This is a genomic window from Dinoroseobacter sp. PD6 (genome assembly GCF_028807315.1).
In the GTDB taxonomy this organism is placed as follows: domain Bacteria; phylum Pseudomonadota; class Alphaproteobacteria; order Rhodobacterales; family Rhodobacteraceae; genus Dinoroseobacter; species Dinoroseobacter shibae.
Window position 1 is genome coordinate 53,126 of sequence record NZ_JARAMN010000008.1, and the last position, 12,407, is coordinate 65,532.

At 67.4% G+C, this 12,407-nt stretch carries 16 protein-coding genes; 11 read left to right on the plus strand and 5 right to left on the minus strand.

The window, feature by feature from the left end; translation table 11 throughout:
* Window positions 1-67 precede the first annotated feature (67 nt).
* Complete coding sequence (locus PVW48_RS13820; protein WP_274581772.1) at window positions 68-778, plus strand: dimethylsulfonioproprionate lyase family protein; 711 nt, start codon at window positions 68-70, stop codon at window positions 776-778.
* Here PVW48_RS13820 and PVW48_RS13825 read toward each other — a convergent pair.
* Window positions 775-1,452: a hypothetical protein gene (locus PVW48_RS13825; RefSeq protein WP_012179972.1), complete on the minus strand. Its 678-nt coding sequence runs from the start codon at window positions 1,450-1,452 to the stop codon at window positions 775-777. The genes PVW48_RS13820 and PVW48_RS13825 overlap by 4 nt on opposite strands.
* A gap of 182 nt (window positions 1,453-1,634) precedes the next feature.
* Between PVW48_RS13825 and rlmN the strand changes: the two genes are divergently transcribed.
* From rlmN to PVW48_RS13860, 7 genes are all read left to right on the plus strand, one after another.
* A complete protein-coding gene (gene rlmN / locus PVW48_RS13830; RefSeq protein WP_044029070.1) occupies window positions 1,635-2,819 on the plus strand; it encodes a 23S rRNA (adenine(2503)-C(2))-methyltransferase RlmN in 1,185 nt (394 codons plus the stop codon).
* Entirely contained in the window at window positions 2,819-3,622 is an 804-nt protein-coding gene (locus tag PVW48_RS13835) for a patatin-like phospholipase family protein (protein WP_012179970.1), read from the plus strand. Before rlmN ends, PVW48_RS13835 begins: the two co-directional genes overlap by 1 nt.
* A 74-nt stretch (window positions 3,623-3,696) precedes the next feature.
* On the plus strand, window positions 3,697-4,422 hold the full coding sequence (gene mtgA / locus PVW48_RS13840; RefSeq protein WP_443112680.1) for a monofunctional biosynthetic peptidoglycan transglycosylase: 726 nt from the start codon (window positions 3,697-3,699) through the stop codon (window positions 4,420-4,422).
* Between the two features lie 50 nt (window positions 4,423-4,472).
* A complete protein-coding gene (gene fzlA, locus PVW48_RS13845; RefSeq protein ID WP_012179968.1) occupies window positions 4,473-5,138 on the plus strand; it encodes an FtsZ-binding protein FzlA in 666 nt (221 codons plus the stop codon).
* A complete protein-coding gene (gene queG / locus PVW48_RS13850; RefSeq protein WP_274581773.1) occupies window positions 5,135-6,169 on the plus strand; it encodes a tRNA epoxyqueuosine(34) reductase QueG in 1,035 nt (344 codons plus the stop codon). Before fzlA ends, queG begins: the two co-directional genes overlap by 4 nt.
* 290 nt (window positions 6,170-6,459) lie before the next feature.
* Window positions 6,460-6,642, plus strand: a complete 183-nt coding sequence (locus PVW48_RS13855) for a hypothetical protein (RefSeq protein WP_044028088.1) — start codon at window positions 6,460-6,462, stop codon at window positions 6,640-6,642.
* 28 nt (window positions 6,643-6,670) lie between these two features.
* Window positions 6,671-7,612: a DMT family transporter gene (locus PVW48_RS13860; protein ID WP_274581774.1), complete on the plus strand. Its 942-nt coding sequence runs from the start codon at window positions 6,671-6,673 to the stop codon at window positions 7,610-7,612.
* Between the two features lie 3 nt (window positions 7,613-7,615).
* On the opposite strand, the gene PVW48_RS13865 is transcribed toward PVW48_RS13860, so the two are convergent.
* Entirely contained in the window at window positions 7,616-8,419 is an 804-nt protein-coding gene (locus tag PVW48_RS13865; RefSeq protein WP_274581775.1) for a DUF4198 domain-containing protein, read from the minus strand.
* Between PVW48_RS13865 and PVW48_RS13870 the strand changes: the two genes are divergently transcribed.
* Window positions 8,418-9,569, plus strand: a complete 1,152-nt coding sequence (locus tag PVW48_RS13870; protein ID WP_274581776.1) for a HupE/UreJ family protein — start codon at window positions 8,418-8,420, stop codon at window positions 9,567-9,569. The two genes, PVW48_RS13865 and PVW48_RS13870, sit on opposite strands and share 2 nt — an antisense overlap.
* Here PVW48_RS13870 and PVW48_RS13875 read toward each other — a convergent pair.
* The 3 genes from PVW48_RS13875 to PVW48_RS13885 form a co-directional block, all read right to left on the minus strand.
* Window positions 9,566-9,874: a pentapeptide repeat-containing protein gene (locus PVW48_RS13875; RefSeq protein WP_274581777.1), complete on the minus strand. Its 309-nt coding sequence runs from the start codon at window positions 9,872-9,874 to the stop codon at window positions 9,566-9,568. The genes PVW48_RS13870 and PVW48_RS13875 overlap by 4 nt on opposite strands.
* Before the next feature lie 11 nt (window positions 9,875-9,885).
* Complete coding sequence (locus PVW48_RS13880) at window positions 9,886-10,044, minus strand: hypothetical protein (protein ID WP_203426291.1); 159 nt, start codon at window positions 10,042-10,044, stop codon at window positions 9,886-9,888.
* A 113-nt stretch (window positions 10,045-10,157) separates the two neighbouring features.
* Entirely contained in the window at window positions 10,158-11,027 is an 870-nt protein-coding gene (locus tag PVW48_RS13885; RefSeq protein ID WP_012179961.1) for a branched-chain amino acid aminotransferase, read from the minus strand.
* Between the two features lie 160 nt (window positions 11,028-11,187).
* Here PVW48_RS13885 and PVW48_RS13890 point away from each other — a divergent pair, with 160 nt between their 5' ends.
* Together PVW48_RS13890 and PVW48_RS13895 are read left to right on the plus strand one after the other, a co-directional pair.
* Window positions 11,188-11,694 (plus strand): MarR family winged helix-turn-helix transcriptional regulator, encoded by a 507-nt coding sequence (locus PVW48_RS13890; protein WP_012179960.1) that lies wholly within the window; start codon window positions 11,188-11,190, stop codon window positions 11,692-11,694.
* Window positions 11,694-12,407, plus strand: a complete 714-nt coding sequence (locus PVW48_RS13895; RefSeq protein WP_012179959.1) for a response regulator — start codon at window positions 11,694-11,696, stop codon at window positions 12,405-12,407. Before PVW48_RS13890 ends, PVW48_RS13895 begins: the two co-directional genes overlap by 1 nt.

Sequence of the window (12,407 nt, forward strand, 5' to 3'; positions counted from 1 at the left end):
GCGTTGCATCGCGCGGACCGCGGGGCTATCGGCTGGCGGAACGCAGTCGTGACCGAGAGACATCGCCATGCCGGACCTGCCAAACCCCGAGACGCCCGCCGAGGCATCGGCCCTGCGGCTGATGGATTGCCCCAACTGGGTGTACCTGTTGCGGGAGTTCGACGCGCTCTACCGCTATGGCTCTGCCGGGGGCAGCCCCGCGATCCGCAGTCATCGCAAGCGGGTGCGCGACCGGCTGTCGGCTGTGTTGGCGGCCAATCCGGCGATGGTCGACCGCTCGCGGGAGACCAAGCCCGTGGTGGCCCATTTCGCCCGGGCGCTGGACCTCGGGGAGCGGGCCGCGATGCAGGGGATGGCGCGGGCCCTGCGGGAAGTGAAGGACGACCTGACCTGGGAATACGGGTATGAGAAGGTGCCCAAGGCGCTGGCGCAGAAATACGCCTATTGCGAGGTCTTGGGGCCGCGGGGGCCGGTGCAGGGGACGACCCTGACCCTGGGCTTTGTGCTGTTCGCGCCGAATACGACCTATCCGCAGCACAGCCATCACGACATCGAGGAAAGCTATATCTCGGTCTCCGGCGCCTGGTCGGAGAACAACGCGGCGGTCTTTGCGCCCGGATCGCTGATCTTGAACACGTCCGGCCACGAGCATCGGATCACGACTGGCGATCGCGACCCGTGCCTGTTGGCCTATGCCTGGGCCGGTCCGGCGGAGCGTCTGGCCACACCGGACATGAAGCTGACCGCCCCGCGGCGGGCGCGGGGCGCGGGGGCCTAGGCGGCCTTGCGGCGGGCGCGCAGCAGGCCGAGCGCGCCGAGTCCCAGCAGGGCGAGCGGCGCACCGGCGGGCAGCGGCACGGGCGACGGCTCTTGCAGGGTGTTCACGGTGGTGTTGAAGTTGTCGAAGGCGATGCCGATCTTGCGGGTGCCCCCGAAGGTGGTGCCCGTGATCTCGATTTGCGAAATCAGGCTGCCCAGGCCGCTGAACCCGATCCGGGTCACGGCCCGGTTGCCGGCATTGGCGTCCTGGCCGGTCACGGTCTGCGTGGCGAGGGCATTGCCGGTGGCGTCCCGCGCGATGAAGGTAAAGACCTCGAGGTTGTTGCCGCGCCCGTCGATATCGGCCACGTCGAAGGAGGTGGCCAGCACCGCCTCGGCGAAATCGATGGTCAGGGCGGTCACGGTGCCGAAATCCGAGGTCAGGAAATAGTCGCCGAAGGCGTCCGCGGGGTTCGGCCTGTCGAAGGGCACGAAGCCGTCGGTCTTGCCGCCCACCTTGACGATGTAGAGGCCATTGGGGCTGGAGAAGCTCACGCCGGAGCTGGCCTGGAACTCGGTGCCGGTGATGGCGGTCTTGTTGCCGGAAAACCCGGTCTCGAAGTCGAGGACGGCGGCGGAGGCGGCGGAGGCGAGGAAGGTCAGCGCACAGGCTGAAAGAACAGGTCTCAACATACTCGATACTTTCTTGGCATGGGGGCAGTCCGGAGATTCTGTAGCATTTGCGCAGAATTCATGGAAAATGCCATGGAATTGTCCTGGATTGGTTAACGGCCGTGCCGGGACGCCAAAGGGTGTTTTCAAGCCGGGGTGCGTGCTATATGTCCCGGGCTTTCCCAGGTTTATCGAGCATGCCCATGTCCGCCACGTCGCCGATCACGCAGGATGTCGTCACCTTTCCGCGCAAGCTGCCGGAGGGGGGCAAGCGCAATCTCGTGGGCCTGACCCGGCCCGAACTGGCCGAGGCGCTGGCAGCGGCGGGCACGCCCGAAAAGCAGGTCAAGATGCGGGTCAACCAGATCTGGCAATGGCTCTATGAACGCGGCGTGCGCGATTTCAACGACATGACGAACCTCGCCAAGCCCTACCGCGCCCTGCTGGCCGATCAGTTCGAGATCGCCGTGCCGGAGGTCGTCAGCCGCCATGTCTCGGAGGACGGGACGCGCAAGTACCTGGTGCGGATCGCGGGCGGGCACGAGGTGGAGGTGGTCTATATCCCCGAGGAGGATCGCGGCACGCTGTGTGTCTCGTCCCAGGTGGGCTGCACCCTGACCTGTTCGTTCTGCCACACGGGCACGCAAAAACTGGTGCGCAACCTGACCGCGGGCGAGATCGTCGGCCAGATCATGATCGCGCGCGACGACCTGGGCGAGTGGCCCCTGCCGGGGCGGAACCCCAAGAACGAGACCCGGCTTTTGTCCAATATCGTTCTGATGGGGATGGGCGAGCCGCTTTACAACTTCGAGGCGGTGCGCGACGCGATGAAGATCGCCATGGACCCCGAGGGCATCAGCCTGAGCCGTCGGCGGATCACGCTCTCGACCTCGGGCGTGGTGCCCGAAATCGCCCGGACCGCCGAGGAGATCGGCTGCATGTTGGCGGTGTCGTTCCATGCGACCACGGACGAGGTGCGCGACAAGCTGGTCCCGATCAACAAGCGCTGGAACATCGCCACCCTGCTCGACGCGCTGCGGGACTATCCCAAGGCCAGCAATTCCGAGCGGATCACGTTCGAATACGTCATGCTCAAGGGCGTCAATGACAGTGACGAGGATGCGCGGCGGCTGGTCGAGCTGATCAAGGGCATTCCGGCCAAGATCAACCTGATCCCGTTCAACGAGTGGCCCGGCGCGCCTTATGAGCGGTCCTCGAACAACCGCATCCGGGCGTTTGCCGACATCATCTACAAGGCCGGGTATGCCAGTCCGATCCGCACCCCGCGGGGTGAGGACATCATGGCCGCCTGCGGGCAGTTGAAATCCGCGACCGAGCGCGCGCGAAAGTCCCGTGCGCAGATCGCCGCCGAAACCGGGCTGGGATAATGGCCGGGTTCGGTCTGGCGCTCAGCGGCGGTGGGGCGGCAGGGTTCGGGCATATCGTGGCGCTGGAGGCGCTGGACGAGCTGGGCGCGCGGCCCGTGGCGATTGCGGGCACCTCCGTGGGGGCAATGATCGGCGCGGCCTATGCCAATGGCATGACCGGGGCCGAGATGCGGGCCCATATCCTCGACATGGTGGAGGCGCCCTTTGCCTCGGTGCGGACCTTCTGGGCCGCGCGACAGGCCGCGGGCGTGGGCATTTTCAGCCCCGTGCCGCCCCTGGCGGCGGTCGAGACGGTACTGCCCCATGGCCTGCCGGAGCGGTTGGAGGACCTGCCGATCCCCCTGACCGTGGTGGCGACGGATCTCGTGTCGCGCGAAAGCGTCGCCTTTACCGAGGGCGCGCTGCGCCCGCGTCTGGCGGCGTCGGCGGCGATCCCGGGGGCCTTTGCGCCGATGGAACTGGACGGGCGGTATTTCATCGATGGCGGGGTGCTCAACAACCTGCCCTATGACTGCCTGCCCGAGGGGCTGGTGCGGGTGGCGATCGACGTGGCCTCGGAGCCGCCGGAGCCGCATGACACACCGCCGGGCCCGCTGGACGTGGCCACCGGCGCGATGCGGATCATGATGCAGGCGCTGCTGGACGCCAAGCTGGCCAAGGACCCGCCCGAAGTGCTGATCCAGCCCGGCTCGAACCGCTACAGCGTGTTCGACGTCATGAAGGCCGAAGAGATTTTCGAGGTGGCCGCCCCGACGCGCGAGGCAGTCAAGCGCGAGATGGCCGCGATTTTGGAGACCGCGTGAGCGCGCCCGCGCTGGCCCGGCGCGCTGGCCCGGTGTAAGCTGCGCCCCAAACCGTGACACAAGCGGACAGAGCAGTGCCCAGAAAGACCAGAGCCAAGGCCAAACCCCGCAGGAAGGCCGCTGCGCCGTCGTGGCGGGCGCGTCTGCGGCTATGGGTGCTGCGCGGGGTGCTGGGGGTGGTGGGCCTGGGCCTTGCGTGGATCGTCGCCTATCGCTGGATCGATCCGCCGACCACGCCCTACATTCTGGCCGAGCGTGCCCGCCTCGGCACGGTGCAGCAGGACTGGGTGCCGATGGAGCGGATTGCGCCCGATCTGGCCCGGGCGGTGGTTGCGGCGGAGGACGCCAATTTCTGCCGCCACTGGGGTTTCGACATGGCCGCGATCCGCGATGCGATCGAGGCGGGGGGCAATCGCGGGGCCTCCACCCTCAGCCAGCAGGTCGTCAAGAACGTGTTTTTGTGGCACGGCCGGTCCTGGCCGCGCAAGGCGCTGGAGGCGCTGATCACCCCGGTGATGGAGGCGACCTGGCCCAAGCGCCGCATCCTGGAGGTCTATCTCAACGTGGCGGAGTTCGATGCGGGCGTGTTCGGGGTGGGGGCGGCGGCGCCCCATTACTTCGGGACTGCGGCGGGCGATGTCAGCTTGCGGCAGGCCGCGGCGCTGGCGGTGGTGCTGCCCAATCCCAAGGCGCGCTCGGCCAGATCGCCCGGCCCGGGCCTGCAACGCCGGGCCGCCAGCGTGGCCGACGGGGCGGAGACGATCCGCCGGGATGGGCGGTCGGCCTGTTTCGAGGATTGAAGCCGCCCCGCGCCCAAGGCACAAAGGACCAAACAGGATCGAGCCCGCCCATGAATCGCCTCTATCACGTTCCGTTGTCCCCGTTCTGCCGCAAGGTGCGGCTGGTTCTGGCCGAGAAGAAGATCGAAGTGGAGCTGGTCGACGAGAAATACTGGGAACCGTCGGCGGATTTCCTGCGTCGCAACCCGGCGGGCAAGGTGCCGGTTCTCAAGATGGGTGGCACCCATCTTACCGAGAGCCACGCGATCGTCGAGTACCTCGAAGAGCTGCACCCGACCCCGGCACTCCTGCCCGGCACGCCGCAGGACCGGTTCGAGGCGCGGCGGCTGGTGATGTGGTTCGACGACAAGTTCCACAACGAGGTGACGAAGAACCTGCTCTATGAGCGGGTGAACAAGAAGATCATGGGCCAGGGCTACCCCGAAAGCCGGGCGATCAAGACCGGGGCGCAGAAGATCAAGTACCATATCGACTACATGGGTTGGCTGCTGGAGCAGCGGCGCTGGCTGGCGGGCGATGCGATGACCATCGCGGATTTCACGGCGGCGGCGCATTTCTCGTGCCTCGATTACATCCGGGATATCGACTGGAACCGGAACGCGGCGGTGAAGGACTGGTATGCCAAGATCAAGTCGCGCCCGGCCTTCCGGTCGATCCTCGCCGACCAGATCCCCGGCTTCATCCAGCCGCCCCATTACGCGGACCTGGATTTTTGAATGAGGGCCTCGCGGCGAACCTGAAGGCCGAGGCGGCACGGCTGGGATTTGTCGGGGCCGGGATCTGTGCGCCGGATGCGATCCCCGAGGCGGCTGGGCGGTTGGCGGCCTTCGTCGAGGCCGGACGCCATGGGCAGATGGGTTGGATGGCCGAGCGGATGCATTGGCGCGGCGACCCCGCGAGCCTCTGGCCCGAGGCGCGGTCGGTGGTGATGCTGGCCGAGAGCTACGCGCCGGACAGCGACCCGCTGGCGGATCTGGCGGCGCGGGATCGGGGGCTGATCAGCGTCTATGCCCGGCACCGGGACTACCACGATGTGCTGAAGAAGAAGCTCAAGGCGCTGGGCCGGTGGCTGCTGGCCGAGGCGGGGGGCGAGATCAAGGTTTTCGTGGACACCGCCCCGGTGATGGAAAAGCCCCTGGCGCAGGCGGCGGGGCTGGGTTGGCAGGGCAAGCATACCAACCTTCTGAGCCGCGATTTCGGCAATTGGGTGTTTCTGGGGGCCCTGTTTACGACCGTGAACTTGCCTCGGGACGTGCCGGAGGCGGACCATTGCGGGTCGTGCCGGGCCTGCCTCGACATCTGCCCGACCGATGCCTTCCCGGCGCCCTATCAACTCGACGCGCGGCGCTGCATTTCCTACCTGACGATCGAGCACAAGGGGCCGGTGGACGAGGCCCTGCGCCCCGCGCTGGGCAACCGGATCTATGGCTGCGACGATTGCCTCGCGGTCTGTCCCTGGAACAAGTTCGCGGCGGAGGCGCGGGAGGCGAAGTATCACGCCCGCGATGACCTGACCCTGCCTGCGCTGGCGGAGTTGGCCGCACTGGACGACGCGGGGTTCCGCGCGCGGTTCTCAGGCTCGCCGATCAAGCGGATCGGGCGGCACCGGTTCGTGCGCAATGTCTGCTACGCCATCGGCAATTCCGCCACGCCTGCCCTGCGCCCGGCGGTGCAGGCGCTCTGCGACGACCCGGACCCCGCCGTCGCGGATGCGGCGCGCTGGGCGGTGGCGCGGCTGGGCGGCTAGGTCGAGGCCAGCGCGGTGCCCAACAGACCGCAGGCGATGCCCGGGCCTTCATCGCGATCATGGCGACGGTATCAGAGACCGGCAGGGGCAAGGGCGAGAAAGGGCACAAGGGGCATGGGTCGATCAATCCAAAGATGCTGAAATCAATGGGAAACCTGAGCATGTTTGCGGCGTTCGGCCTGCGCACCGCCCGCGTGGGCATGGCCCGCCCGAACAGCCCAAGGCGGAAACCCTATGGATTTGGCGATTCGCGTGTTAGATTGCGTGTCCGATCATGGAAGGAGGACTTCATGAAGCATATCGTGGATACCCAACGCGCCGCCGAGGCGCCCATGCGTGCGGTGCGCTACCTGGCGCAGGAGCGCCGCCTGGGCCGGCACCCCAATACCCTGGCCCTGCACCAGCGCACGCGGCCGGTCAAAGGGACCTTCGTGCAGAAATATCTCCGGATCGACCGGGGGATCGAGGTCTGATCCCTTACGCGGCCTGATCTAGGCAAGCATGGGAAAATCGGATACCGCGCTGGGCATGTCTCCGGTGCGCGGTATCCTTTTGAAACTTGGCGCTGTCACGGCGTTCATGGTGATGGCCTCCTTGGTGAAGGCCACGTCCGAAATCGTTCCGCCCGGTCAGGCGGTGTTTTTCCGCTCTTTCTTCGCCTTTCCCATCCTGTTCGGCTGGCTGGCCCTGCGCGGCCAGTTGCGCACCGGGCTGAAGGCGCATCGGCCGGTTTCCCATGTCTGGCGCGGGCTGGTCGGCACCAGCGCCATGGCGTTCGGGTTTGCGGGTCTGGGGCTTCTGCCCTTGCCCGAGGCCACGGCGCTTCGCTTTGCCCAGCCGATCTTCGTGGTGGTTCTGGCGGCCCTGATGCTGGGGGAGCGGATCCGGCTTTTTCGCACCACCGCGGTGCTGGTGGGGCTGGCCGGGGTGATCGTGGTGCTGTCGCCGCGGCTCGGCGGGTTTGCAGATCTCAGCGCGAATCGCGCGGCCCTCGGCGCGCTCTTTTGCCTGCTGTCGGCGGGGCTGGCGGCGCTGGCCCATGTGTTCATCCGCAAGATGGTCGCCACCGAAAGCACGAGTGCGATCGTCTTCTGGTTCACGATCACCTCCACCGTGATGTCGTTGCTGACCCTGCCCTTCGGCTGGGTCTGGCCCAGTGTCGAGGTCGCGGCGCTTCTGGTGATGGCGGGGCTGTGCGGTGGGACGGGGCAGATCCTGCTGACCTCGGCCTATCGCTTCGCGCCCGCCTCGGTGGTCGCGCCCTTCGACTATGCCTCGATGCTGCTGGCGCTGCTGATCGGGTATTTCATCTTCAGCGAGGTGCCCACGGTGCCGATGCTCGCGGGCGCGGCGATCGTCATGGCCTCCGGCGGGGCGATCATCTGGCGGGAGCGGCAACTGGCGCTCGCCCGGGGCGCGGCGCGGCCGGTTCGGCCGGAATAGGGATCACTCGTTTGGCGTGCGGAAGGTCAGCGACGCCCAGAGCGTGTACCAGACCGGATCGCCCTCGGCCGCGGGCTCCAGCGGTTCCAGGATCACCGAATCCACCAGGTATTCCGTCCCCGCCATCATGGGCAGCACCGCCACCCCGGCCCCGTCCGTGCGGTGCAGGGAGGTGGAGACGGTGCCATCCGCGCCCCGGGCGAAAAGCGTTACCTGCACGTCGCTGCGCGGGGCCCCGAAATGCAGTACCCGCACGGGCAAACCGCCCGACAGGTCGTCCGTGTAAGGGTTCGCCAGCGCCACGATCTCGGTATCGAGCCCGATGGGCCGATCCGCGCCCGCCCCGTCGCCCACGGCCACGAGCGCCTTGCCATAGCGGCGATAGACCTCGCTAAAGCCGTGCTCGGGCAGGCCGCGGTCGCGGTGCATGTCCTGCGCCCAGGCGAAATCCTTCTGGCTGGTGAAGGCCTCGAACTTCTCCCAGCTGGGGTACTGGAGGAAGGTGTCGGCGGTTTCATGGACCACGATGGCCAGCCCCGGCGTGTCCACCACCCGTTGCAGCGCCGGGCGGTCGCCGATCCGCGCTTGCGGGTCGAGGCGGGTGTCGCCCTGCAGGATCTCGAACCGGGCGGTGCGGGTCGGGATGTAGGGAAAGCCCGCGCCTTTGAGCTTTTCACCCACGCGCAACTCGGCGATGATTTCGCCGCCCGGGGCCACCTGATACGTCTGGGGCGAGATCCAGAACTCATGGGCCTGCGCCTGCGATGTGAGCGACAGAACGAGTGTCAGAGGGGCAAGAGCACGCATGGAACGGAACCTTCGGGGCTGGGTGCGGCTCAGGGTGGCCTGCTGGATGCTGGTGTCAATGGCGCTGCTCCGGGCCGCGCAGGCCGGGGCCCATGAAATCCGCCCGGCGGTCGCCGATGTGATCATCGGGCCGGACCGGGCCGAGGTGGTGGTGCAACTGACCGCCGAGGCGCTGGTGGCCGGGATCGACGTCACGGGGATCGAGGATACCGACGAGGCCCCAGAGGCCGAGGTCTATGACGCCCTGCGCGCCCTGCCGCCGGACGAGATGGCCGCGGCCCTGCGCGCGGCCTGGCCCGAGGTCGCCCGCGGTTTTATCGCCGAGGTGGACGGCGCGCGGCTCGATTGGGTGCTGCGCCAGGTGCGGATCGCCGACGAGCCGGAGCTGGAGCTGCCTCGCGACACCCAGATCACCGCCGAGATCGCCCTGCCGCCGGGGGAGGCGCCCGTGGTGCTGGGCTGGGTGGCGGCGAACGGGCCGCTGGTGGTGCGCCAGAACACCGAGGACGGCGGGGAGGGGTATTCGGGGTACCTCACCGATGGGGCGTTGAGCGCGCCCTTGCCCCGGACCGGCACCGCGACGCAGTCCATCGGTGCGGCCTTCTTTGATTATATCGGGATCGGGTTTGCCCATATCGTGCCCAAGGGGCTGGACCATATCCTGTTCGTGCTGGGCCTGTTCTTCTTCCGCCTGGCGCTGAAGCCGCTGGTGTTCCAGGTCACGGCCTTCACGCTGGCCCATACCGTGACGCTGGCGCTGGCGACGCTCGGGCTGGTTTCGGTGCCGCCCGCCATCGTCGAGCCGCTGATCGCGATCTCGATCGTCTACATCGCGGTGGAGAACATCCTCGGCGGTGCCATCGGCTGGCGGCGCACGGCGGTGGTGTTCGGGTTCGGGCTGTTGCACGGGCTGGGCTTTGCCAGCGTGCTGGGCGAGATCGGGCTTGATCCGGCACGGTTCCTGACCGGGCTGATCGGGTTCAATATCGGGGTGGAACTGGGACAGCTCGCCGTGCTGGCGGCGGCCTTCGTGTTGCTGGGCCTGCCGTTCGGGCGGATGGACTGGTACCGGCGCGCGGTGGCGGTCCCGGCCTCGGTCGGTATCGCCCTGGTCGGGGCCTGGTGGGCGGTGGAGCGGGTGTTTCTCTAGCCCTGCTTGGCGCGCCAGGCGGCCAGCAGCGCGGTGACCGGGATGCCGTCGAGCGTCATGCCGGTGATATCCGCATTGCGAATGGCGGCGTTGCGCAGGGATACGTCCTCCAGCTCCAGCCGGTCGAGATTGCCGTCGCGGATGAGGCTGCCGGCCAGGGTGACATCCTCGAACCGGCAATCGGCGAGATTGGCGCTCTCGAACACGCTGTTTTCCAGGGTGACGTCGGTGAAGCTGCTCCCGATCAGGCGGGCGTCGCGGAGGGTCAGGGGGCCGTCGCGCCGTGTGTTTTCTGGCTCGGACATGGGGGCGATCCTCAGAAGAACGTGGTGCGGAGAAGGGGCAGGACGGCGGCGGCCAGCACGCCGACCAGCGCGCCCACCACCAGCCGCGCCGCGCGTCCGCCGAGGCGCGGGGCAAAGAGGCTGAGAACCGCACAGACAAGGGCGTAAAAGGCAAGGCTGACAGGGTCCATGCCGGTATCCTTGCACAGGCAGGGGGCGCCGCGCAGTGTGACACGTCGTTCTGATGGACGGTTTTCGCCCCGCGCCCGTGCCCGGGCGCAGGCATCGGGGCAGGCGCGGGCGGTCAGGCCCGCACGAGTTGCTCGTAGCTTTCCGCGATGTCGCGGGTCAGGGCGCCGACCTCGAAGTTGTAGGTGCCGATCTGGCCGACGGGGGTAACCTCGGCGGCGGTGCCGGTCAGCCAGCACTGCTCGAACCCTTCGAGTTCCTCGGGCATGATGTGGCGCTCGTGCACCTTCACCTGCTTGTCGCGCAGCATCCCGATCACTGTCTGCCGGGTGATCCCATTGAGGAAGCAATCGGGGTCGGGCGTGTGCACCTCGCCGTCCTTGACGAAGAAGATGTTGGCCCCGGTCGCCTCGGCCACGTAGCCGCGGTAATCCATGAACAGAGCGTCCGAGCAGCCCTTGGCCTCGGCGGCGTGCTTGGACGTGGTGCAGATCATGTAGAGCCCCGCGGCCTTGGCGTGGACCGGGATGGTCTCGGGTGAGGGGCGCTTCCACTTGGCGATGTCGAGCTTGGCGCCGCGCGTCTTGGCGTCGCCGTAATAGCTGCCCCATTCCCAGCAGGCGATGGCCAGATGGACGGGATTGCGGGCGGATGCGACACCCATGTCGGGCCCCGCCCCGCGCCAGGCCACCGCGCGGACATAGGCATCCGACAGCCCGTTGACCTTCATCACCTCGTATTTTGCGGCCTCGATCTCGTCCACGGTGAAGGGGATCTCGATATCCAGCTCGCCCGCCGAGAAATGCAGCCGCTCGGAATGGCGGCGGCTCTCGAAGATCTTGCCGTTATAGGCCCGCTCGCCCTCGAACACCGAGGAGGCATAGTGCATGGCATGGGTCAGGATATGGACATTGGCGGCGCGCCAATCCACCAGCTTGCCATCCATCCAGATCGTTCCGTCGCGGTCGTCATAGGCCCCAACCATGGTCTTTCCCCCTCATATCCCCACAGGGATTTACAAAAGTTGCGCACATAGGTCCGGTTCGGTCCAAATATTGCGCTAAAGCTGCGATTCGATAGCAATCGGCTCTTGGAAAGTCAACAAGGCTGACATAAAATGCCTGCAACATCGAAAAGAGGCCGACATGAACGAGATCGCCAGCCGCGCCGCCCAGGGTGAGAACCTGCTGTTTTTGACCGACGAACAGCTGCGCAAGGGGATCGAGGCGATGTTCTTTGCCTATCGCGGCTTCACCGCAGATCCCGACCGGATCTTGGCGCAATACGGCTATGGCCGGGCGCATCACCGGGCGGTGCATTTCATCAACCGCGCGCCGGGGACGACGGTGAACAACCTTCTGGATATCCTCGGGGTGACCAAGCAGAGCCTGAACCGGGTGCTGCGCAGCCTGATCGAGGATGGCCTCGTCGAGAGCCGCGTGGGCACCCGCGACAAGCGCGAGCGGCATCTGCACCTGACCGAAGCCGGTGCGGCGCTGGAGCGCGAGTTGTCGGAGGCGCAGCGGGCCCGCATGCGCGCGGCCTTCCGCGACGCGGGGCCGGAGGCGGTGGCCGGGTTTCGCACGGTGCTCGAACAAATGATGGACGCGGAGAGCCGGGCGTTGTTCAATGCGCTCAAGGAGACTTCTTGATGCAGGACGAAGACGCCCATCTGCTGATCGTGGATGACGACGAGCGCATCCGCACGCTCTTGCAGAAATTCCTGATCCGGAACGGATTCTGGGTTTCGGCGGCCCGGGATGCGGCCCAGGCGCGGCGGCTGCTGGCCGGTCTGGATTTCGACCTGATCGTGCTCGACGTGATGATGCCCGGCGAGGATGGCGTTGCCCTGACCAGATCCCTGCGCGAGACGCGGGAGACGCCGATCCTGCTGCTGACGGCGAAGGGGGAGGCGACCGACCGGATCGCGGGGCTTGAGGCGGGGGCGGATGACTACATCGCCAAGCCGTTCGAGCCCAAGGAGCTGCTGCTGCGGATCAACGCGGTGCTGCGCCGGGTGCCCAAGACCGACGAGCCCGCGGCCCGGCCCAAGGTGCTGCATCTCGGCCCGGTGCGCTACGACGTGGAGCGCGGCGAGATGTGGCGCGGCGACGAGCCCGTGCGCCTGACCGCGACCGAAAGCGCCCTGATGCGGATCTTCGCGTCCTGTCCCGGCGAGGCGCTGAGCCGGTCCAAGCTTGTCGATGATCTGGGCCGGGGCAGCGGCAGGGATGGCGGACAGGCCCAGGAACGCGCGGTGGACGTGCAGATCACCCGCCTGCGCCGCAAGATCGAGGCTGATCCGAAGCAACCCCGCTTCCTGCAGACCGTCCGCGGGGCAGGCTACATGCTGTCGGTGGAGTGA

Excerpts from the sequence above, each read along its gene's own strand:
- fzlA (WP_012179968.1), top strand. The coding sequence starts at position 4,473 with ATGAATCGCCTCTATCACGTTCCGTTGTCCCCGTTCTGCCGCAAGGTG.
- rlmN (WP_044029070.1), top strand. The coding sequence starts at position 1,635 with ATGTCCGCCACGTCGCCGATCACGCAGGATGTCGTCACCTTTCCGCGC.
- PVW48_RS13865 (WP_274581775.1), bottom strand. The coding sequence starts at position 8,419 with ATGCGTGCTCTTGCCCCTCTGACACTCGTTCTGTCGCTCACATCGCAG.
- PVW48_RS13890 (WP_012179960.1), top strand. The coding sequence starts at position 11,188 with ATGAACGAGATCGCCAGCCGCGCCGCCCAGGGTGAGAACCTGCTGTTT.
- PVW48_RS13820 (WP_274581772.1), top strand. The coding sequence starts at position 68 with ATGCCGGACCTGCCAAACCCCGAGACGCCCGCCGAGGCATCGGCCCTG.
- PVW48_RS13875 (WP_274581777.1), bottom strand. The coding sequence starts at position 9,874 with ATGTCCGAGCCAGAAAACACACGGCGCGACGGCCCCCTGACCCTCCGC.
- PVW48_RS13835 (WP_012179970.1), top strand. The coding sequence starts at position 2,819 with ATGGCCGGGTTCGGTCTGGCGCTCAGCGGCGGTGGGGCGGCAGGGTTC.
- PVW48_RS13880 (WP_203426291.1), bottom strand. The coding sequence starts at position 10,044 with ATGGACCCTGTCAGCCTTGCCTTTTACGCCCTTGTCTGTGCGGTTCTC.
- PVW48_RS13895 (WP_012179959.1), top strand. The coding sequence starts at position 11,694 with ATGCAGGACGAAGACGCCCATCTGCTGATCGTGGATGACGACGAGCGC.
- PVW48_RS13855 (WP_044028088.1), top strand. The coding sequence starts at position 6,460 with ATGAAGCATATCGTGGATACCCAACGCGCCGCCGAGGCGCCCATGCGT.
- PVW48_RS13825 (WP_012179972.1), bottom strand. The coding sequence starts at position 1,452 with ATGTTGAGACCTGTTCTTTCAGCCTGTGCGCTGACCTTCCTCGCCTCC.
- PVW48_RS13870 (WP_274581776.1), top strand. The coding sequence starts at position 8,418 with ATGGAACGGAACCTTCGGGGCTGGGTGCGGCTCAGGGTGGCCTGCTGG.
- PVW48_RS13860 (WP_274581774.1), top strand. The coding sequence starts at position 6,671 with ATGGGAAAATCGGATACCGCGCTGGGCATGTCTCCGGTGCGCGGTATC.
- PVW48_RS13885 (WP_012179961.1), bottom strand. The coding sequence starts at position 11,027 with ATGGTTGGGGCCTATGACGACCGCGACGGAACGATCTGGATGGATGGC.